Origin of the sequence: Cephaloticoccus primus, assembly GCF_001580015.1 — a bacterium.
Taxonomy (GTDB): domain Bacteria; phylum Verrucomicrobiota; class Verrucomicrobiia; order Opitutales; family Opitutaceae; genus Cephaloticoccus; species Cephaloticoccus primus.
In genome coordinates, this window is the sequence record NZ_LSZQ01000029.1 from 58,395 (window position 1) to 78,570 (window position 20,176).

Here is a 20,176-nt window from a genome sequence, read left to right on the forward strand (position 1 = left end):
CGGGGCTTCTTCGGCAGCTTCTATGCGTTTTTCCCGCGCCATCTTATTTGCCCTGGCAGGGCTGCTCATCGTCGCGGGCTGTCGCCCTGCAAAAGTCCAGTCCTACCGCGTCCCCAAGGAAGTTCCGCCACCGCCGCTCTCATTTGACATGCCCGGGATGGTGGCAGCGGGCGCACCGGAGCAGGCTTCAGGCACCGCCGCGGGCGCTCCTGCAATAAACGCCGCCAGCAGTGGGGATGCCGCGCTGCGCTGGGTCGCCCCCGAGAGCTGGGCCGCCCTCCCACCCGTCTCGATGCGCGTCGCGGGTTACCGGCTCAGCGGCGCAGGGGGTGCAAGCGCCGAGCTCACGATCACTGCCTTCCCCGGGGATGTCGGTGGCGACCTCGCCAACATCAACCGCTGGCGCGGCCAGATCGGCCTGGCGCCCATCGCCGCAGAAGCACTCGCGACCGAGATCCAGCGGCTGCGCTTCGGCGGGCGCGAGTTCAAGGTCGTCGAGATGAGCAACCCTGCCGCCTCCCCGGCACAAGCCACACTCGCCGCGTACACCCTGCACGAGGGCAGCACCTGGTTTTTCAAGCTCACTGGCGCGCCCGCCCTCGTGAGCGCCACGAAGCCTGCCTTTATCGAGTTTCTCCAGACGATCCAGCCGCGCTAAACGCCGCCGCGCGCCGCTCACCCGCCCGCCCGAGCCCGCCCCAGTGCCCAAGACGCAGCGCCCCCAACCACCACTGACACACGCTCTCCACGACTCCGAACACCATGCGCGACACCTGGCAGGATTTCATCAAGTTTTTCACCTCGCTAAAGCTCACCGTCGTGCTGCTCGCGCTGTCGATCGTCCTCATCTTCTGGGCAACGATTGCGCAGGTGCAGCTCGGCATCTGGGGCGTGCAGGAGCAGTTTTTTAAAACCTTCTTCGTCCTCAAAAAAATCCCCGGCACCGAGATCCCCGTTCCGGTTTTCCCGGGCGGCTACTTCATCGGCGGGCTGCTCTTGATCAACCTGATCGCTGCGCATGTGTATCGCTTCCGCTTCACCTGGGCGAAGAGCGGCATCCAGCTCACCCACGCGGGGTTGATCCTGCTGCTGCTCGGCGAGCTGTTCACCGGCCTTTGGCAGGAGGACTACCAACTGCGGCTCGATGTCGGTCAGGCGAAGAACTACTCGGAGAGCTTTCGCGATCAGGAGCTCGCGATCACCGACAAGACTGATCCGGACTTCGACGACGTCGTCGTACTGCCCGACAAGCTCCTCGCGCACCGCGGCGCCGTGCAGCACAGCACGCTGCCCTTCCGCATCGTCATCCGCGACTACTTCCCCAACGCAGTCCCGCAATCGCGCGACCAGGTGCCCGCCAACGCCGGCCTGCCGCAGGCGACGATGGGCTTCGGGCGCGATTTTACCGTCATCCCGCTGCCGCTCAGCTACCGCCAGGATCAGAGCAACCTCGCCGCCGCGCTCGTCGAGCTGATCGGCCCCGGCGGCTCGCTCGGCACCTGGCTGCTCTCGGCGCACCCCTTTGTCCGCCCGCAGCCCTTTGAGTACGACGGGCGGCACTTCGAGCTCTCGCTGCGCTTTGCGCGAAACTACAAGCCCTTTTCCCTGACGCTGCTGGAGCTGCGGCACGATGTTTACCCGGGCACCGACATCCCGAAAAACTTCTCCAGCCGCGTGCGCCTCAGCCAGCCCGACGCGCACGCCGACCGCGAAGTCCTCATCTACATGAACAACCCGCTGCGCTACGGCGGCCTCACGTTTTACCAGTACCAGATGGACAGCGCGAGCGGCTACTCCGTCCTCCAGGTCGTGAGAAACCCCAGCTGGATGCTCCCCTACGTCTCCTGCATCCTGATGATGCTGGGGCTGCTCATCCAGTTCGGCATCTCGCTGTTTCGCTTCACCGGCAAACGCCGCGCAGCGGTCGGCGCGGCGAACACTGCCACCGCCACACCTGCCGCCACTGCCGCCTGAAAACGCGCGCGCTCCAAAACGCCTTGAACAAACGCCCGAAAACGCCCGCCCCTCCCGCCCGCATATCCGCATAATGAAGCGTTTCCTCCCCCTCCTCGCCCTTGCCCTCGGCGCCCTGTGGCTCGCAAGCAGCCTCGCGCCCCGCCGCGCCGATCCGGACTACGACCTCGAAGGCTTCGGCCGCCTGCCCATCCTCGCCAATGGCCGCATCAAGCCGATCGACACCGTCGCGCGCAGCTCGCTGCTCCAGCTCCAGGGCCGCCAGCGCGTCAGTACCGGCTCCGGCGGCTCCCTCTCGCCCAACGCTTGGCTGGCCACCGTTTTCTTTGACTCGGCGCGCGCCGACCGACTGCGCGTTTTCGAGATCGTGCACCCCGAGGTACTCACGCTCTTCAACCTGCGCCCCGAAGACGGCGACGGGAAAAAGCGCTTCTCGTTCGTCCAGCTCAGCGGCCGCTTCCCCGAGCTCATGCGCCAATCGCAGCTCGCCCAGCAAACCGAGAGCGCCCAGCGCAGCGCCTTCCAGCGCGCCGTCATCCAGCTCCACCTCAACCTGAACCTCTACCACGAACTCAGGCACACGCTCACCGCGCCCGAGAGTGACGACTTCCTCGGCGAGCTGCTCCGCTTTCAGGATACGCTCCCCGCAGGCATCGCCGCCGTCCGCGCGCGACAGGCGGGCGAGCCCTACGACCAGGCGAGCTTCGACGCCATGCTCGCGGGCGGCCAGCGCTACGACGCGCTCTCCACCGCCTCCAGCCTGCGCCCCATCCCCCCTTCCGCGCGCGCCCACGCGAGTGCGATTGCGGACGCGGATGCCGCGGCCAACACGACCGGAGCCGCCCCCACCGCTGCTCCCGCTGCCGCTGCGCCTGCGCCTTCCACCCCTGCCCTCGCCAACGCCAGCGCCAGCGACTGGCGCAGCACCGGCATGGCGCTGCTCGAAACGTTTGAGACCGGCCTGGTAAACCACAACGTGCTCGCCTACGCGGGCCTCGCCCACGCTTGGCGCGCGCAAAAGCCCGAGCAGTTCAACGAAGTCGTCCGCCTCTTCCGCGCCCAGCTCGGCACCGACTTCGCGCCCGAGCTGCGCAAGACCGACATCGAGGCCCGCTTCAACGCCGCGCAGCCCTTCTACCGCAGCATGGTGCTCTACGTGCTGGCCTTTGTCCTCGCCATCATCTCCTGGCTCCGCTGGCCCGAGGCACTCGGCCGCAGCGCCTTTTGGCTGACCCTGCTCGCCTTTATCGCCACCAGCGCGGGCATCGCCACCCGCATGTGGCTGGAGGGCCGCCCACCCGTCACCAACCTGTACTCCTCCGCGCTCTTCGTCGGCTGGGGCGCCGTGCTGCTGTGCCTCGTCCTCGAGGCGCTGTTTAAAAACGCCATCGGCAGCGTCGCGGGCGGGCTGATCGGCTTTGCCGCGCTACTCATCGCGCACCACCTCTCGCTCAGCGGCGATACGCTCGAAATGATGCGCGCCGTACTCGACTCCAACTTCTGGTTGGCGACCCACGTCATCATCATCACCATCGGCTACTCGGCGACCTTCCTCGCGGGCTTCCTCGCCCTCATCTACATCGTACGCGGGGCCTTCACCCGCTCACTCGACAAGCCCACCGCCGACGCCCTCTCGCGGATGGTCTACGGCATCGTCTGCTTCGCCACGCTCTTCAGCCTCGTCGGCACCGTGCTGGGCGGCATCTGGGCCGACCAGAGCTGGGGCCGCTTCTGGGGCTGGGATCCAAAAGAAAACGGCGCGCTGATCATCGTCATCTGGAACGCCATCATCCTGCACGCGCGCTGGGGCGGCCTCGTTCGCCAGCGCGGCCTCATGTGCCTGGCCGTCTTTGGCAACATCGTCACCGCGTGGAGCTGGTTTGGCACCAACATGCTCGGCATCGGCCTGCACAGCTACGGCTTTATGGACGCCGCCTTCTGGTGGCTCTCGGCCTTCGTCCTGAGCCAGCTCGCGCTGATCGCCACCGCACTCCTGCGCCCGCTCCGGATATCAAGCAAAAGTCCGCACACATAACCGCAGAACTAGCGCGCTGCGACACACTCGCCACAGCACAGTAGCAGGAGTAAAATCTCTCTGTAGCGCAAAGCCCGCCTTCTGCTCGCGCTAGGGAAGGGGGGACTCCCTGCTTTTGCGCACTTGTAGTGGAAAGGGAAACCACATTATACGTCGTTGAGTTCCCCATTTAGTTTTTGATGACCCTCCCGCCTCCTCAGCCCACTCCCTCTGCCTCCAAAGACCGCGTTGATACATGGATGGCAAATCTACTCGACCTGTCGCTGCGGAATAAACTTCTCAACTTTAAGCCCGGACGCTCCGTCACTCTAGAGGCACCCGACCCGCAAGCCTTAGCTCAACGGCTCGGATCCGGAAACAAGGTCACTTTAGTTTCACGCCAAAATACAGACATAGAAGAAGCTCTCGAAACCTCCAGTCTAGCTCTCTCTGACGAGGACCAGAAAGAGCCTCCACCGTCCGATCTTCAGAGAGGTAAAGTGTTCGTGCATGAGCCGGAAGCCGAGATGGAAAAACGGCTCATTACACTCTTTCGTGATGCACGCACCGCTCTGGAAGAAGGCGGTGCCAACATTCTGTATCTGGCGTTTGGCTTTCTCCAGTGGAACCCCTCCCAACAGAGAGGAGCTCCTTGCTGCGCGCCTCTATTTCTACTTCCCGTTAGCCTGCAGCGCAACAATGTGCGGGCTAAATTCTTCGTGCAGGCTTATCCCGATGAGACGCGTTTTAACCCTGTATTGGTCGAAATGTTGCGTCAGGACTTTAAGCTTGATTTGAAAAGTGATGACCTGTCCGGCGAAAATAACGTCCCCGACCTCCCCAGAAGCTGGGCTCACGTCAGGAACTCCATTACAAGCTTCACAGACTGGAAGGTCACAGAGGAAGTGATTCTGTCGACTTTTTCATTTTCTAAATATCTGATGTGGCGGGACCTGAAGAGACTCAGGAAATGTGTGGATAAGCTGGTAAGGAATCGTGTTGTGCGGCTACTCATTAATCCAGCAGAAAGCTCACATCAGTCTGATAAGCCCCCTCCTTCCGATGTATTCTATGCCGGTGAGTTTGATAGGCAGCTGGACCCATCAAAGCTATTTTGCCCGCTTCCCGCCGATTCGTCGCAGTTGGCTGCTATTGTTGCGGCAAGGCAAGGTAAAGACTTCGTCCTAGAGGGACCGCCGGGCACAGGGAAAAGTCAAACTATCGCCAACCTCATTGCTCAGTTCCTTTCCGAGCAAAAAACAGTCCTCTTTGTCTCCGAAAAAATCGCAGCTCTAGAGGTCGTGTATCGCCGTTTGCGTGAGGTTGGCTTAGGGGACTTCTGCCTTGAGCTACATTCCAACAAAGCCAGTAAGGCTTCCGTTCTCGCCCAACTCAATGCAGCGTGGAATACTCGTGGAGCATCCTCCAAAGAGTGGGCTGCCAAGGCGGAAGAACTTAAAATACTTCGAGATGCCCTCAACAACTACGTTCAACGCCTCCACCATAAGCATACCAATGGCCTGAGTATATTCGCTGCCATCGGCACAATCAGTAAGAATAGCGAACTGCCTAAAGTCGAGTTGGGGTGGGAATCCATAGAAACACACGATACCGAATATCTAGGAAAACTCCGCGAAGCTGTTAAAGCGTTGAGCGTGCAGGCACACGCAGTGAGTGCTCGCGCGACGCATCCACTCTTTCTGATCGGGCAAACACAGTGGTCACCGCGTTGGCAGCGACAACTAGTCGCAGCGGCAGAGCAACTGCTCTCTATTACTCAAGAGCTGAAGCAGGCCGCATCCCTCCTGACTCAGACAATCGGCCTAAAGCAGCTCGCGCTCACTGTATCCGCTCAAGAAGGGCTCCGCCTATTGGCCACGATTTTGCCCAATGCCCTTGGTCACAATTGGAGCTTTGCCGCGCAAGCCGATGCATCCGCCCTCGCAGTCCAACTCCTCAAAGGCGCGGCCCTACTACGGCAATTGAGGTCTCTCGACCTTTCGCTAACGGTCCCGTGGCCAGACTCGTTCACGGCGGCCTGTGAAAAAGAGCACGCAGGCCTACTCGCACATGTCGCCCTCTATGGGGATCAGGAGTCGGACTCATTTAGCAAAACTCTGTTTGATAAAACTTTAGCAGCCATAGAAAACTATAGGGAGCAACTCACGCAAATCGCTCAACACCGCAATTCTCTTTCGGCTCCCTACACCGAAGTAATCGACACGCTCGACATCGAAAAGCTCCATAGTGAGTGGGAGCAAGCTGAGAAAAATACTTGGCCAAAATCGTGGTTAAGAAAACGCCACATCCGCAAACAACTACGCACTGCGATCCGCGGTCAGGGGGCCTTCGACGTACGCGAAGACCTCCGCCACTGGAAAGCTTTAAGGGAGCTACGCCAAGTGCTCGAAGCGCAACGTCAAGAAGTCGAAAAACAACTCCACACTCTCGTCCATCTTGGAGAAGTGACAAACGCACTCTGGCAAGGGAACAGAAGTGAGGTTGCAGAGCTTGAGTACGCCTTTCAGTTCCAGAGACAACTTGCTAAGGCGATAACCCTAATCACCTCTACGCACCCCGAGCAGCTCACTGCGGTCAATAAGGCACTCGAATTGTGCTTAAAGGAAGGCTATACCAGTGCCCCCGAGCGAGAAATCGCACACTTCCTCGACGCCGTCTCTAAGTTCGACACGGCACGGCGCGATTTTGTCACCCTCGGACAATTTAAGAACGAGGCAAAATGGATTTGGAACTCCACCTCGCTTGATACACTCGCCGACCTCTGCCAATGCATCGTCCAAGCGGCCCCTCAACTCTCTCAATGGTGCGTATGGCAAGACGCGCGCGAACACGCCATCAATTTGGGATTGGCATCACTTGTCCATGCTCTTGAACAAGGCTTAATTAAGCCGGATCAGGTACTTGCTGCCTTTGAAACCAGTTACGCGAGCTACTGGCTAGACACGATAGCAGAGGATAAGAAAGTCGCACACCTTTTTGACAGCCCTGCTCATGAGCAGCAGATCCGCGACTTTCGCCAAATCGATGATACGCTCACCACGCTCAGCCGTAACCGATTACGCACTCAGCTCTGGAAGGCACTCCCCGACCCTGACATGCTCACCGCTACGCATACTGAGTGGCGACTCCTTCTTAGGGAGATACAAAAGAAGAAGGGACACCTACCTCTGCGAAAACTCTTCACAGGTATTCCCAACGCACTGACCAAGCTCACGCCCTGTCTACTGATGAGCCCAATGTCTATCTCTCAATACCTCAGTATCGAAGCTCGCCCCTTTGATCTAGTTATCTTTGACGAAGCCTCGCAAATCCCGACTTGGGAAGCTATCGGAGCGATAGCTCGAGGCACTCAGGTCGTGATGGTCGGCGACCCCAAGCAGTTGCCCCCCTCCTCATTTTTTGACCGCGCACAGGTGTCTATCGATGATGACTCGCAGGCGATACCGGACATGGACAGCATCCTGGATGAGTGCATCGCCTCCGGTCTACACAGGTATCGGCTACGCTGGCACTATCGGAGCCATCATGAAAGCCTCATCACCTTTTCCAATCGCCACTACTACGACAGTAACCTCATCACCTTTCCCTCTCCCGAGACCAAAGACCGCGCCGTCAGTGTACAGTTCGTCAATGGCACTCACAACCGGGGCAAAGGCGGCGATAAGGCCAACCCTATCGAAGCCCAAGCCCTTGTCGACGAAGTCGTCACACGACTACTCTCCGACGAGTTTCGCCTCAGCCGCAAAACGCTCGGAGTAGTAACGTTTAACCGAGCGCAGCAGCAATTAGTCGAAGACCTCTTTGACGCCTCACGCCGTAAACACCCACAAATCGAACCTTATTTTTCTGGCGACACACGTGAGCCGATCTTCATCAAAAGCCTCGAAGAAGTCCAAGGAGATGAACGCGACATAATCTATTTTTCACTCACCTACGGCCCAGGTGACGACGGACGCCTCAGCCTCACCTCGCTTTCCCAACTCACTCGCCAAGGCGGCGAACGTCGACTAAACGTCGCCATCACCCGCGCTCGGTGCCAGATGCGGCTATTCTCCAGCTTTCGCCCCGATCAGATTAACCTCTCACCCCAATCAGCTCAAGGGGTGAGCCATCTCAAGCTGTTCCTTGAGTTTGCCGAGCGGGGCGTCCAAGCCCTCCTCGAAACGCACCAAGGCAGCGTAGGAGCTTATGAAAGTCCCTTTGAAGAAGCGGTCGCTGCAAAACTCATGGCTAAAGGCTGGCGCACTGCTCCTCAAATCGGAGTTTCCTCTTTTCGCATTGATATAGGGGTGGTCGACCCAGACGACCCCAGCCGATACCTAGCCGGAGTAGAGTGCGATGGCGCGACCTACCATAGCAGTGCGACCGCCCGCGACCGGGATAAGCTCCGGCAGCTCGTGCTTGAAGGACTCGGCTGGGTTATTCTCCGCGTCTGGTCCACTAATTGGTGGCTCAATGAGCATGATACACTAGAGCAACTCGATAGACAGCTCCGCACCTTACTTCAAGCCCGCCGAAGCAAGCGTGCCCTCTCAGAGACCGTCCTGCCGAATCACGCGCTACCAGATTGACTGCGGATTTTAACTCACCGTCCCTCGACAAGTCACACGCGTATTGTCTCTCTAATCAGCCGAGCACATAGAGTAACGCAGCGTATCCCTCCACACACACTGATTTCAAAGACAGCCCTCGTTTCACTTAATACTCCCAGGCCGCCATCAGAGCTATCGGATTGCGGTCTTTTAGTGGGAGAAACTCCCCTTGATATGCGCGGTATCCTACACCCGTCCCTCCCTGTCATTTTGAGTCTAAAAGTTTTTGATTATAAGTCAGTTGCACTCTTCGTATTACCATCTCTCAGCATTCGCGCGCTGATCGCCACCGCGCTCCTGCGCCCGCTCCGGATATCAAGAGCAGACACTCGCACTTCTTAAAACCGCCAAAACCGCACCAACCGGATAGCGGCTAGCTGGCAGCGGGGGCGTTCTTGGTCTGGAGGCGGGCGCGGTAGGCTTTCGGGGCTTCGCCGGTGACTTTTTTGAAGACGCGGTTGAATTGGGAGAGCGACTGGAAGCCGCACTCGAAGGCGGCTTCACTGATGCGTTTGTGCGGGTTGATCAGCAGGTTTTTCACTTTCTGCACGCGCACGCGGGCGAGGTAGTCGGTAAAGGTAAGCCCGGTGGAGCGCTTGAACATTTTGCAGAAGTAAAAGGAGCTCATGTTTACCGCCTTGGCGACTTCGGAGAGCGTCAGTTCTTCGTGGTGGCGGGAGTCGATCAGCCCACGGGCCTTGTGGACTGAGGGCGGGGCGGGGGGCTCTTCGGCCTTGAGTGTCAGCTCGGTACTCAGCGCGGCGAGGTGCTGGGCAAAGACTTCGAGGAGGCGCAGGATCGAGTCGTAGCGCGAGCGGTCGAGAACCTGGGTCTGGAAGTAGGTCTCCTCCAGGCGGCGGACGTCGATTTCGCTGCCCATCTTGAGGAGCAGCTGCGAGCTACGGCTGAACTCCTGCTTCGTGGGTTCGTGCAGGAGCACCTGGCCGGTCTGTAAAAAGGCGATGATGTTTTCGCCCACGCGCACGGGCACGGCCGAGTCGCACAGGCCCGCGAAGCAGTGCAGCGTCTTGGGCCCGATGTTGGTCTCGGTCTCGATCCGGCGCTGCATGGCAAGGCAAGTCGCGCAGGTGTGGTTGCTGCGCGCCATGAGTGCGCAAAAGGGATTTTCGTTGGGGTCGCCACGATGCGGCGGGGTGTAGTCGCCGAGTCCTCGCGTGCGCAGCGCGAGCGGCATCCCGGTCGCGCTGCGAAAGGCCTCCTCGTAATCTTTGTAGATCCGGCTGCTGCGCAGTTGCTCAACAATGGCGCTGGTGCGGCGGGGAGCTTTGACGTTCGAGGGCATATGACAGAAGGGGTTAAGCGCGACAGTAATCCGCTGTCACTCATAACCTTCAAATCAAACCCAGTTCCCTGAAACTGTAGTAGCCGCGCTGAAGCGGATCAGAAGTTTTGGTCCCCATTATGATGTGATCGAGGAGCGGGATGCCTACCGCCCGGGCGGCTTCGCAGAGCTGCCGTGTGAAGCGCAGGTCTTCCTTGCTCGCGGAGGGATCGCCCGAGGGGTGGTTGTGCGCGCAGACCAGCGCGCTAGCACCATCGCGGATGGCGATCCGGAAGATCTCGCGCGGGTGCACCTGGGTGCCGCTTTGCGTCCCGGAGCTGAGTTCGCGGCAGCGGATCAAGTGCCGGCGGGCGTTGAGCGAGAGCACCCAGAACTTCTCCACGCGCAGCCCGACGGTGAGCGGGGCGAGGTAGGCCGCAGCGCGCTCGCCGCTGTCGATCAGGGGGGCCTGCCCCTGAGACTGGCGCAGGATCCGCTTGGCCACTTCCATCACGGTAAGCAGTTGCAGGGCTTTTACCCGGCCAATCCCTTTGAACGCGCGAAAGTCGTCTTCGAGCCACTCGGTCAGCCCCGCCAGCGAGCCCGCTTCTTTGATCAGGCGCGCGGACAGCGAGAGGACATCCATCCCTTGTGTGCCGCTGCGGAGCAGCATCGCCAGCAGCTCCGTGTCGCTCAGCGCCGCCGCACCTTCGCGCTCCAGGCGCTCTTGCGGGCGCTCCTCGGCCGCGGTGCCTCGCAGGCGATTGGGCGGCGCAGGCGCAAGGACTGGCGGAAGCGCGGACGCATCGGCAGGCACAGCCGCGCGGGGCGCTTCGCAATCGTCTTGGGGTGAAAGCATGGCGGCGTTTCTGCTGCAGCAATCCGCCGCCCGCAAGGTGCCAGTGGCCCTTCTCCCACTGCGCGTGGGGCGGTGGCGGGGCGCCACGCGTAGTGGAGAAGAGAGAGGTACCGGGGAGGGTCTCGCCGTTACTCCAATGTCGGCAAGATGTGCGCAGGGCCCGACAAGCCACGCGGAGCACTTATCGGCGCAGTAGCTTATAATGAATTTATCTTATACCGCGCACCTCTCCTTATATCGCTCACATTCAGCTCGGGGCGGCTTGTCGGAGGGCGGCGCATCTCTCCTCTCTCCAGTCCTCCATGTCCGTCATTCCCCTTACGCTCACGATCAGCCTCTGCCTGGTATTCACCTTTGTGGTGTTTTTTCTGCGGGAGACCTCGCGCCGCCACTATTCGAGCGCGGAGCGCAACGCGCTTATGCCGCTGGCGGATGAGACTCCGCGCACCGCACCGGTGAGCGCGCCCGAGCCCGCCACTGCGGCGGCCAGTGCGGGGCAAAATATGCGCAGTTCAGCTAATAGCCCTCATTAGAAAATCTCAGCGACTGCGCCTCCCCTGCGGCCCCGCCGGATTACCGCTCCCTTCCCCGCACCGCGCTCGACGAGCGCTCACCCATTTCTCCCTTCCCCTGACACCAAACCGCCCTGGCACCAAGCAAACCTCCCCACCGCACTTACCCCACTTCTCCCCCACGCCCCGTCCACCCAGTCCCTCCCTTCCTTCCGAGCCCTTTTACACTCCTCCCGATGAGCCAACAAAAACTAAGCATCGAGTATAACGACAAGATCGTCCGGCAGTTCGTCCTCGCCTGTGTCATATGGGGGGCCGTCGGCATGCTCGTCGGCGTCTTCGTGGCCTCGCAGCTCAACTTCTGGCGGCTCAACTTTGACCTGCCCTGGCTGACCTTCGGGCGGCTGCGCCCGCTACACACCAACGCGGTCATCTTTGCCTTTGTGGGCAACATGATGTTCGCGGGCGTGTACTACTCCACCCAGCGGCTGGTGAAGGCGCGGTTGGCGAGCGACTTCCTCTCCCAACTGCATTTCTGGGGCTGGCAGCTCATCATCGTCGCCGCGGCGATCACGCTGCCGCTGGGCTTCACGCGCGGCAAGGAGTACGCCGAGCTGATCTGGCCGATCAATATCGCCGTGGCCCTCATCTGGGTCGTCTTTGCGGTCAACTTTTTCTGGACGCTGGCGCGGCGCAACGAGAAGGCGCTCTACGTCGCCATCTGGTTCTACATCGCGACGATCCTCACCGTGGCGATGCTGTACATCGTCAACCACCTCTCGATCCCGACCTCGCTGCTGCACAGCTACCCGATCTTTGGCGGCGTGCAGGATGCCCTCGTGCAGTGGTGGTACGGGCACAACGCCGTAGCGTTCTTCCTCACTACGCCGATCCTCGGCATCATGTACTACTTCATGCCAAAGGCCGCCGAGCGCCCCGTGTATTCGTACCGGCTCTCGATCGTGCACTTCTGGTCGCTGGTGTTTATCTACATCTGGGCAGGGCCGCACCACCTGCTCAACACCGCCCTGCCCGGCTGGCTCCAGACAATGGGGATGACCTTTTCGCTGATGCTCTGGGCACCGTCCTGGGGCGGCATGCTCAACGGGCTGCTCACGCTGCGCGGCGCCTGGCACAAGCTGCGCACCGAGCCGGTGATCAAGTTCTTCGTCGCGGGCATCACCTTCTACGGCATGGCGACCTTTGAGGGCCCGCTGCTGTCGATCAAGGCCGTCAGCGCGCTGGGCCACTACACGGACTGGATCATCGGCCACGTGCACGCCGGAGCCCTCGGCTGGAACGGCTTCATGGCCGCGGGCATGATCTACTGGCTGATCCCGCGCCTGTGGGACAAGCCGCTGCACTCCACCTCGCTGGCCAACATCCATTTCTGGACCGGCCTGCTGGGCATCCTCCTCTACGTCGCCGCCATGTGGAGCAGCGGCATCACGCAGGGCCTGATGCTCAACGGCACTACCGAGGGCGGCACGATCCTCAGCTACCCGAACTTCCTCGATACGCTCAACGCCATCCGCCCGCTGATGCTCATGCGCGTGATCGGCGGCGGCCTTTACCTCGTCGGCTGGCTGCTGCTCGCCTACAACATGTGGCAGACCCTGCGCGGCGCCGTGCCCGTAAACGGCTCGGTCGAAGTCTACGTCGATACCGCGCCTGCCGCCGCGACCGCACAGCAGCGCGCGAGCGAGCGCATGGGCTGGCTGCCCGCCTTTGGCAACGGGCCGGTACTGCTCAGCATCTTCCTCGTCGGCTTTGCCACGCTGTGGATGGTCGGCTCGGGCATCGTCAGCGCGCTGGGGATTGCGGGCGCGCTGGTGACACTCGTCGCGGGCTACGCGCTGCTCTACTCGCGCGGCAAAAGCTGGCAGGACTGGTACGAGAAACTCCTGCTCAACGCGCTGCCGTTCAGCGTGCTGGTCTTCGTTTCGGTAGCCGCCGGCGGGCTCGTGCAGATCATCCCCACCGTCCTCGTCAACAAGCCCGACAACGTCGAAGACCGGCTCCAGATCGCCTACACCCCGCTGGAGCTCGCGGGGCGCGACATCTACGTGCGCGAGGGCTGCTACAACTGCCACTCGCAGATGATCCGCACGATGGTGCCCGACGTGCTGCGCTACGGCGACTACTCGCGCCTCGGCGAGTCGCTCTACGACTACCCCTTCCAGTGGGGGTCCAAGCGCACCGGCCCCGACCTCGCCCGCGTCGGCGGCAAGTACCCCGACGTCTGGCACCTGCGCCACATGGAAAACCCGCGCAGCATCTCCGTGGGCTCCAACATGCCCGCCTACCCCTGGCTCTCGGAAAACAATACCGACGTCGCCGCGCTGCCCTCCAAGATCAACGTCCAGCGCATGCTCGGCGTCCCCTACGGGCCGCTCACGCCGCAGCAAATCTTCGACGACGTAAACGCTCAGGCCAAGGCCATCTCCAAAGGCCTACGCGAAGCCGGTGCCTACGTCGCCCCCGAGAAGGAGATCATAGCGCTGATCGCCTACCTGCAAAAGCTCGGCCAGTCCGAGCAGCTCACCCCGCGCGCCGTGACCACCGCCGCCCGCCACTAAACCGCGAGTCCCGGCCGGCAGGTTCGCGCACCGCGACGCACCCGCCGCCACCGCATGGCACACACCGCACACACGCAACAACCGCTCTCCGCCGACCCACACATGTTTAAACGACTCGTATTCGAAGACTATGCGGCGCTCTGCACGATCGTCGCCTTCGCCGTCGTCGCCACGGTTTTCCTGGGCGCGATCTGGCGCGCCCTGCGCATGCCCCGCTCGCAGTCCGAGCACATGGCCGCCCTGCCCTTTGATGCGACCTCCCCTCAGCACCACCCAGCCCACCACGATGAGCACTCACACTAACGCCCACGCCTCACATGGAGCCGCCCGCGCCGCGGCGGCAACCGCCGCAGCAGCAGCCGATGGCGACGTCCTGCGCGAGCACACTTTCGACGGCATCCAGGAGTACGACAAGCGGCTGCCCAACTGGTGGCTCGCCACCTTTTACGGCGCGATCGCCTTCTGGATCGGCTACTGGTTTTACGTCGAGCAAGCGCAACTCGCGCTCAGCCCCCAGGCCGCCATCGAGCTCGAAATGAGCCGGATCGAAGCCGCCAAGCTCGCCTCCTCCGCCTCCAACCTCGACGATGCCACGCTCTGGCAGATGAGCCGCAACGCCGTCTTCGTAAACGCGGGTCGCGAGACCTTTAACTCCGTGTGCGCGAGCTGCCACCTCACCAGCCTCAAGGGCGTGGACGAAGGCGGCATCGGCCACAACCTCGTCGACGACACCTGGGCACACGGCGGCAACCCCACCGACATCCTCGCCGTGATCAACAACGGCGTACTCGCCAAGGGCATGCCCGCCTGGGGCCCCGTCATCGGCGCGAAGAAAACCGCCGAGGTCATCGCCTACATCCTCAGCTACCACGAAGCACCGTAGTCCTGAACTCTCCCTGCCCCGCACTTTCGCACACACCACACACGCAGGCCCCGCGCATCGCAGCACTGAAAGTGCGGGGCCGATCCTCTTCTCAAAATAAATAAAAGGGCAGCCCGCTGCCCCACAGCACATGGCAAGACCCGCGCGGCCCACCATCGACTCGGTCACCACAATCGGCGCCGATGGGTCGCGCCCATTCATCTACCCCGCCGACGTCAAAGGCCGCTTCGCCACCGCGCGGAAAATCTCGGCCTTCTTTCTGATCGCGCTGTACCTCGCGCTGCCGTGGATCCAGGTCGGCGGCTTCCCCGCCGTGTTTCTGGATATTGCGGGGCGGCGCTTCCACCTCTTCGGCCTCACCTTCGCCGCCCAGGACGTGTGGCTGACCTTCTTCCTGATCACCGGGCTGGGCTTTTCGCTCTTCTTCATCACCGCGCTGTTTGGGCGGATCTGGTGCGGCTGGGCCTGCCCGCAGACGGTGTTTCTCGACCACGTCTACCGCCGCATCGAGCGCTGGGTAGAGGGTAACGCCGTCGCCCGCCGCAAGCTCGCCGCCGCGCCGTGGAACGCCGAAAAAATCGCCCGGCGCAGCCTCAAGCACGCGCTCTACCTGCTCGTCTCGCTGCTCATCACCCACCTGTTTCTCGCCTACTACGTCTCGCTCAAAGAGCTGTGGACGATGATGCGCAGCGCGCCCGCCGAACACTGGAGCGCCTTTGTCTTCGTCGCCACCGCAACCGCGGGGCTGTACTTCAACTTCGCCTGGTTTCGCGAGCAGCTCTGCATCGTCATCTGCCCCTACGGTCGGCTCCAGTCTGCCATGATCGACGACCACTCGATGGTCGTCGGCTACGATGCCGCACGCGGTGAACCGCGCGGTCGCGCGAAAGCGGCCAGCGCCAACAGCAGCGCCCCGCTGCGCGCCGCAACGGCAGGCGTGGGGGCGGGAGACGCGGCGCAGTTTGTCGCCGAAGTCTCTGAGGCCGCCCGGACTGCCGGTACGGTGGGCGGAGCAGGCACGGCAGCGAGCGGGGCAGTGGCCGCGGCCGCCGATGCAGCACCGCGTGGCGACTGCGTGGACTGCGCCCGCTGCGTCCAGGTCTGCCCCACCGGCATCGACATCCGCCAGGGGCTCCAGCTCGAATGTATCGGCTGCACCGCCTGCATCGACGCGTGCGACGAAGTCATGCGCCGCGTCAAACGCCCCACCGGCCTGATCCGCTACGACTCGCAAGCCGCGCTCGCCGGCGGTCGCACGCGCTGGCTACGCCCGCGCGTCGCGCTCTACACCACCATGCTTCTGATCGGCGTGGGCGTCGCCAGTTGGGCGCTCTCCACCGTCAAGCCCGCCAACGTCAGCGTCACCCGCATCACCGGCACGCCCTACGTCGTCACCGATGCCGCCGTGCGCAACCAGTTCTTCGTGCGCGTGCTCAATAAGCGCGCCGAGCCCGCGAGCTTCACGGTCGAAGTCGAGGCCCCCGCTCCGCTCACGCGCAACGGCCTCGACGCCCCGCTCAGCGTGGGCCCGATCGCCGAAGAAGTCCGCCCGCTTGTCCTGCTCGTCCCGCGCGATCACTATAGCGGTCCCTTTAAAATCAAGGTGCACATCCGCGATACCCAAGGCCGTTTCCACAGTACCCGCGAAGTCGAGTTTCTCGGCCCCGATCCGCGTCTTCTGGAAGAGGAGGCCGAATAGATGAAATCAAGCTCTCAAACGCCAGTAGCGGCCACTCCGAAGACCGCCTTTGACGCGGCACCAACGAGTGCCGCGCAAAATAAAAAGAGCCCGCGGCTCTGGGTGTGGGTGTGGCTGGCCTTTGCGCTGCAAATTACTGCGTGGATTTTCTGGATAAAAATCGCGTCCCGGCACCGCGTCGAAGAAGTCCCCCTCGCCACCGCACCCACCGCTCCCACTCATGGGCCACCCGCTGCGCAAAGCGGCGCACGCGAAGGGACGGAAAATCTTAACCGCGACGTGTCGCCCACAAGCGACACGCGCAAATAAAACAGGTCGAAGACCTTGACCGAGTTAGCCGCAGTCAGCTCACCCGCAGGGGCCTTTGTCGCGGGGCTCATCACCAGCCTGCACTGCGCGGGCATGTGCGGCCCGCTCGCCTGCACGCTCATGCCGGTGAAGGGCGACCGCGCCGATGCGCACCTCGTCAGCACCGTCTACCACGGCACGCGCCTTCTCAGCTACTGCACGCTCGGCGCAGTCGCGGGCGGCCTGGGCCAGATGCCGCTCCAGTGGCTCCAGAACAACGCCATCCTGCGCTGGCTCCCGTGGATCGGCGTCCTTTTTTTCGTGGCAATCGCGCTGCGCTGGGATCGCTACCTGCCGCGCCCGCTCTTCCTCTCGCGGCTCCTGATCCGGCTAAACCCGCACCTGCGCTCCGCCTCCAAGCTCAAGTCTGCCGCCGCGCTCGGGCTCGCCACGCCGCTGCTGCCCTGCGGCCCGCTCTACTTTCTGCTCGCGCTCGCGCTGTTCGCTGGCTCGGCGCTGCGCGGCATCGAGTTCATGCTCGCATTTGGGTTGGGCACGGTGCCGCTGCTGTGGCTCGCCCAAGCCCAGTTTCAGTGGATCCGCCACCGGCTCTCGCCGCTGTGGTTTGGCCGCCTGCGCGTCGGCCTCGCGCTCTCCAGCGCGCTGATCATCGGCTGGCGGCTGCGCAGCACGCTCGGCTTCGACGGGCCGGAGGTGAACTCGCTGATCTGCTTCTTCTGATGCACGCCGCCGCGCTACAGATCGACCTCGCCCCGCTGCCCAGCCGCCCAGCCCATAAGGCGGGCGGCCAGCCCACGCCATCTTCGCAAAAAAAATCGGTCGAACGACCGCGCACGGTGAGCCAGCCGAAGGCTGCTCGCCCGCGTTGCACCGACGCGGCGGCAACGAGTGCGCGCAAAGAGAAACAGTCTTCGGCTGCCTGTCGGCACTGCGGCACGCCGATTGTGGACGAGGGCCAGCGCGAAAGCGGTTTTTGCTGCGCGGGCTGTTCCTACGTTTACCGGCTCGTCCACGACAGCGGGCTCGACGCCTACTACCGGATCAAAGACCAGGTCACCGCGCCGGTAGACCCGAGCGTTTTTCAGCCTCAGGATTACGACTGGCTCGCCGAACTCCAGCGCGACGCCGAGGCGCAGGCCCGCGAGCAGGGCGGCAGCGACGCGGCAGCAGCGGCGCCACTCCCCGCTCCCGCGAGCGCCGCGACTCCGAGTGCGACCCTGGGCATCCAGGGGATCTCCTGTGCGGGCTGCGTGTGGTTGATCGAGAAATGTTTCGAGCAGCTCCCCGGTGCCCGCCGGATAAACGTCAACGCCCAGCTCGGCCACATGGAGCTTAGCTGGCAGGCGGGCGAGTTTTCGCTGCCCGAATTCGCGCGCCGGCTCCAGTCCTTCAACTACCTCGTCGGCCCGCACGATGCCGAGGGCGCCGAGCCGGAAAGCCGCGCGCTCGTCCGCCGCATCGGCCTGTGCACCGCCTTCGTGATGAACACCATGCTCTTCACCCTGCCGAGCTACTTCGGCATGGAGCAGAGCTTCGCCTACGCTCGGCTCTTCGGCACGCTCGCGCTCGCCTTTGGCACGCTGAGCATGCTCGCGGGCGGCGGCTACTTCATCCAGCGCGCCTGGGCCGGGCTGCGCCACGGGCTCCTGCACATCGACTTGCCGATCTCGCTGGGCATCCTCGGCGCTTACCTCGGCTCGCTCTACGGCTGGGCAGTCGGCGAAGAGCGCTACGTGTACTTCGACTTCGTGAGCACCTTTATCGTGCTGATGCTCGTTGGCCGCTGGGCACAGGTCTGCGCCGTCGAGCGCAACCGCCGCCGCCTGCTCGCGCTGCAACCCCGCCCGCAGCACATCGCCGTCTTTCAGCCCGACGGCTCCACGCGCCCGCTCGCTCCCGAAAAGCTCCAGCCCGGCCAAAGCCTCGAGCTGCGTTCCGGCCAGGTCCTCCCTGTCGAAGCCCGCCTCGAAGCGCCTGCGCGCGCCGAGTTTTCGCTCGCCTCGATCAATGGTGAGGCCGCCCCGCGCGCCTACGCCGCCGGACAACTCATCCCCGCCGGAGCCCTCAACCTCAGCCGCTCGCCCGCCCGCCTGCGCGCCACCCAAGCCTGGGCGCAATCGCTCCTCGCCGAGCTCACCGCGCGCCAAAACGAAAGCGCCGCACCGCAGCGCAATCCACTCCTCGAACGCATCGTCCAGGGCTACCTGATCGGCATCCTCGCTGTCGCTGCGCTCGCCGCGCTCGGCTGGGGCCTGGGCACGGGCGACCTGCTCAAAACCGGCGCCATCGTCACCGCGATCCTCGTCGTCTCCTGTCCTTGCGCGATCGGGCTCGCCTTTCCGCTCGCCGAGGAAATCGCTTCCGTCGCCCTGCGCCGCCGCGGCGTCTACGTCCGCAGCTCCCGCCTCTGGTCGATCCTGCACAAGGTGCGAAAACTCATCTTCGACAAGACCGGCACGCTCACCCTGGAAACCCCGACGCTCCAAAATCCCGAAGCGCTCGCGGCACTCAGCCCCGAGTCCCGCCAAGCTCTCTACAGCCTCGTGCGCGACAACCCGCACCCCGTTAGCCAGAGCCTCCTCGAAGCCCTGCTCGCCGGCGGCCCGCCCCCCGAGCCGCTCGCGGGCGAAGTGGTTGAGGAAATCGGCCAAGGCGTCCGCCTCGGCCCTTGGTCGCTCGGGCGCAGTGAGCCGCAGGGCGACGGCCGCGCCGCGCCGACGAGTGCCCAGCCCGCCGACCACAAAAAAAAGGGAGCTACGGTCCTCGCCTGCGACGGCCAGCCCGTCGCCCGCTTCGAGCTCGCCGACACCATCCGCAGCGACGCACGCGCCGAACTGCGCCACCTGCGCGCGCTCGGCTACGAAGCCCACATCCTCAGCGGTGATGCGCGCACCAAGGTCGAAAAAATCGCCGCCGAGCTCGGCCTCCCCCGCGAGCAGGGTCACGGCCAGATGAGCCCCCAGGACAAGGCCGACTGGCTGCGCCAACACACCCGGGCAGACGCCCTCATGCTCGGCGACGGGCTCAACGACAGCCTCGCCTTCGACGCTGCGCTCGCCCGCGGCACCCCCGTTATCCATCGCGGAGTCCTCGCCCAGAAATCCGATTTCTACTACCTGGGCCGTGGCATCGGCGGCATCCGCGCCCTCTTTGAGATCAACGCCATCCGCCGTCGCGCCGAGCGCGTCATCCTCGTTTTTTCGGTAACCTACAACCTGCTCGCCGTGGGCTTCGCCGCTGCCGGATTCATCAATCCGCTGATCGCCGCGATCCTCATGCCCGTAAACTCGCTGCTCACCCTCGCCCTCGTCTCGCTCGCGATGAAGGGCGCGCTGGCCTCCGCCAGCCACGCTCACACGAGAGCTTAAGCGTCTTTCATTTGGCAGCGTGTTTTTGAGCGCGAAGCGGAGTGTGAAATCACTTCTCCGCGCCTCCTCCTCCCGATGAGCGGA

The 20,176-nt window shown here is 63.1% G+C and carries 14 protein-coding genes; 12 read left to right on the forward strand and 2 right to left on the reverse strand.

All coding sequences use genetic code 11. The annotated features are described in order from the left end of the window. Positions 1-22: 22 nt before the first annotated feature. The 4 genes from AXK11_RS03545 (at position 23) to proA (ending at position 8,580) form a co-directional block, all read left to right on the forward strand. Positions 23-658, forward strand: coding sequence for a hypothetical protein (locus AXK11_RS03545; RefSeq protein ID WP_068629380.1), 636 nt, complete (start codon positions 23-25; stop codon positions 656-658). A gap of 104 nt (positions 659-762) precedes the next feature. Beyond that, a complete protein-coding gene (locus AXK11_RS03550; RefSeq protein ID WP_068629382.1) occupies positions 763-1,974 on the forward strand; it encodes a cytochrome c biogenesis ResB family protein in 1,212 nt (403 codons plus the stop codon). A 73-nt stretch (positions 1,975-2,047) separates the two neighbouring features. Next, positions 2,048-4,009 carry a cytochrome c biogenesis protein gene (locus tag AXK11_RS03555; protein WP_068629384.1) on the forward strand — a complete coding sequence of 654 codons (1,962 nt, stop codon included), beginning with the start codon at positions 2,048-2,050 and terminating at the stop codon, positions 4,007-4,009. 179 nt (positions 4,010-4,188) lie between these two features. Continuing rightward, entirely contained in the window at positions 4,189-8,580 is a 4,392-nt protein-coding gene (proA, locus tag AXK11_RS03560) for an anti-phage protein ProA (RefSeq protein WP_082780836.1), read from the forward strand. Between the two features lie 394 nt (positions 8,581-8,974). Here proA and AXK11_RS03565 read toward each other — a convergent pair whose 3' ends face one another. Both AXK11_RS03565 and radC read right to left on the reverse strand, forming a co-directional pair. Beyond that, positions 8,975-9,904, reverse strand: coding sequence for a helix-turn-helix domain-containing protein (locus tag AXK11_RS03565; protein ID WP_068629388.1), 930 nt, complete (start codon positions 9,902-9,904; stop codon positions 8,975-8,977). A gap of 49 nt (positions 9,905-9,953) precedes the next feature. Beyond that, positions 9,954-10,742 carry a RadC family protein gene (radC, locus tag AXK11_RS03570; protein WP_082780837.1) on the reverse strand — a complete coding sequence of 263 codons (789 nt, stop codon included), beginning with the start codon at positions 10,740-10,742 and terminating at the stop codon, positions 9,954-9,956. A gap of 302 nt (positions 10,743-11,044) precedes the next feature. Here radC and AXK11_RS03575 point away from each other — a divergent pair, with 302 nt between their 5' ends. The 8 genes from AXK11_RS03575 to AXK11_RS03610 all read left to right on the forward strand — a co-directional run bounded on the left by AXK11_RS03575 (position 11,045) and on the right by AXK11_RS03610 (position 20,092). After that, complete coding sequence (locus AXK11_RS03575; protein ID WP_068629390.1) at positions 11,045-11,275, forward strand: hypothetical protein; 231 nt, start codon at positions 11,045-11,047, stop codon at positions 11,273-11,275. Between the two features lie 215 nt (positions 11,276-11,490). Then, on the forward strand, positions 11,491-13,833 hold the full coding sequence (gene ccoN, locus AXK11_RS03580; protein ID WP_068629392.1) for a cytochrome-c oxidase, cbb3-type subunit I: 2,343 nt from the start codon (positions 11,491-11,493) through the stop codon (positions 13,831-13,833). A 54-nt stretch (positions 13,834-13,887) separates the two neighbouring features. Beyond that, positions 13,888-14,136 carry a hypothetical protein gene (locus AXK11_RS03585; RefSeq protein ID WP_082780838.1) on the forward strand — a complete coding sequence of 83 codons (249 nt, stop codon included), beginning with the start codon at positions 13,888-13,890 and terminating at the stop codon, positions 14,134-14,136. Continuing rightward, positions 14,120-14,716: a c-type cytochrome gene (locus AXK11_RS03590; protein WP_082780839.1), complete on the forward strand. Its 597-nt coding sequence runs from the start codon at positions 14,120-14,122 to the stop codon at positions 14,714-14,716. Before AXK11_RS03585 ends, AXK11_RS03590 begins: the two co-directional genes overlap by 17 nt. A 130-nt stretch (positions 14,717-14,846) precedes the next feature. Beyond that, the gene (locus AXK11_RS03595) at positions 14,847-16,415 is read left to right on the forward strand and encodes a 4Fe-4S dicluster domain-containing protein (protein ID WP_068629393.1); all 1,569 of its coding nucleotides are present in this window, start codon (positions 14,847-14,849) and stop codon (positions 16,413-16,415) included. Then, positions 16,416-16,724, forward strand: a complete 309-nt coding sequence (locus AXK11_RS03600; RefSeq protein ID WP_068629395.1) for a hypothetical protein — start codon at positions 16,416-16,418, stop codon at positions 16,722-16,724. A gap of 15 nt (positions 16,725-16,739) precedes the next feature. Continuing rightward, on the forward strand, positions 16,740-17,444 hold the full coding sequence (locus AXK11_RS03605; RefSeq protein WP_068629397.1) for a sulfite exporter TauE/SafE family protein: 705 nt from the start codon (positions 16,740-16,742) through the stop codon (positions 17,442-17,444). Further along, positions 17,444-20,092: a heavy metal translocating P-type ATPase gene (locus tag AXK11_RS03610; protein ID WP_082780840.1), complete on the forward strand. Its 2,649-nt coding sequence runs from the start codon at positions 17,444-17,446 to the stop codon at positions 20,090-20,092. The genes AXK11_RS03605 and AXK11_RS03610 overlap by 1 nt, the downstream gene beginning before the upstream one ends. The last annotated feature ends 84 nt before the right edge of the window (positions 20,093-20,176 follow it).